The organism is Kitasatospora sp. NPDC005856 (assembly GCF_040629945.1).
Classification (GTDB): Bacteria; Actinomycetota; Actinomycetes; order Streptomycetales; family Streptomycetaceae; genus Kitasatospora.
This window is the reverse complement of the sequence record NZ_JBEXWT010000256.1, coordinates 1-1,048: the sequence shown is the minus strand read 5'-3', so window position 1 is coordinate 1,048 and position 1,048 is coordinate 1. Positions and strand designations below refer to the sequence as shown.

General features: G+C 68.4%; 1 protein-coding gene and 1 pseudogene. Both read right to left on the bottom strand.

The genetic code is table 11. The annotated features are described in order from the left end of the window. On the bottom strand, positions 1–521 hold a 521-nt coding region (locus tag ABZ449_RS42330; protein WP_360357534.1), incomplete at its 3' end, for a 2-oxoacid:ferredoxin oxidoreductase subunit beta. Beyond that, positions 518–1,048: pseudogene (locus tag ABZ449_RS42325) on the bottom strand (2-oxoglutarate ferredoxin oxidoreductase subunit alpha); the annotation flags it as partial. The pseudogene ABZ449_RS42325 and the gene ABZ449_RS42330, both read right to left, overlap by 4 nt.

Below are 1,048 nucleotides of genomic sequence, written 5' to 3'. Positions count from 1 at the left end.
GGGTTGAACGGTGCGTCCAGGGATCCCATCGGGGTGGACTTGGTGATCTTCCCGACCTCGCTGGTGGGCGAGTACTGGCCCTTGGTGAGGCCGTAGATACGGTTGTTGAACAGGAGGATCTTCAGGTTGACGTTCCGCCGCAGCGCGTGGATCAGATGATTGCCACCGATCGACAGCGCGTCACCGTCACCGGTCACCACCCACACGCTCAGGTCCTGGCGGGCGGTGGCCAGCCCGGTCGCGATCGCCGGCGCGCGGCCGTGGATCGAGTGCACCCCGTAGGTGTTCATGTAGTACGGGAACCGCGACGAGCAGCCGATGCCCGACACGAACACCGTGTTCTCGCGCTTGATGCCCAGCTCCGGCATGAACGACTGCACGGCGGCCAGGATCGCGTAGTCCCCGCAGCCCGGGCACCAGCGCACCTCCTGGTCGGTCTTGAAGTCCCGGGCGCTCTGCGGGCCTTCGGCCCTGGGCACCAGCCGCAGCGACGGGAATCCTCGCTCGTCACGCTCGCTCATCGGTGGTCCTCCTCGTCCAGGGTGCCGATCGCGGCCCACAGCACGTCCGCCAACTGGGCCGCCTTGAACGGCAACCCCCGCACCTGGTTGTACGACTCCGCGTCCACCAGGTACTTCGCCCGCAACAACAACGCCAACTGCCCCAGATTCATCTCCGGCACGATGACCTTCTCGTAACTGCGCAGCACCTGCCCGAGGTTGGCCGGGAAGGGGTTGAGGTTGCGCAGGTGGGCCTGGGCGATCTCGCCGCCGTCCGCGCGCAGGCGGCGCACCGCGGCGGTGATCGGCCCGTAGGTCGAGCCCCAGCCCAGCACCAGGACGCGGGCCTCGCCGCTGGGGTCGTCGACCTCGACCGGCTTGACGGTGATGCCGTCGATCTTGGCCTGGCGGGTGCGGACCATGAAGTCGTGGTTGGCCGGGTCGTAGGAGATGTTGCCGGTGCCGTCCTGCTTCTCGATGCCGCCGATCCGGTGCTCCAGACCGGGTGTGCCGGGCACCGCCCAGGGCCTGGCCAGCGTGTGCGGGTC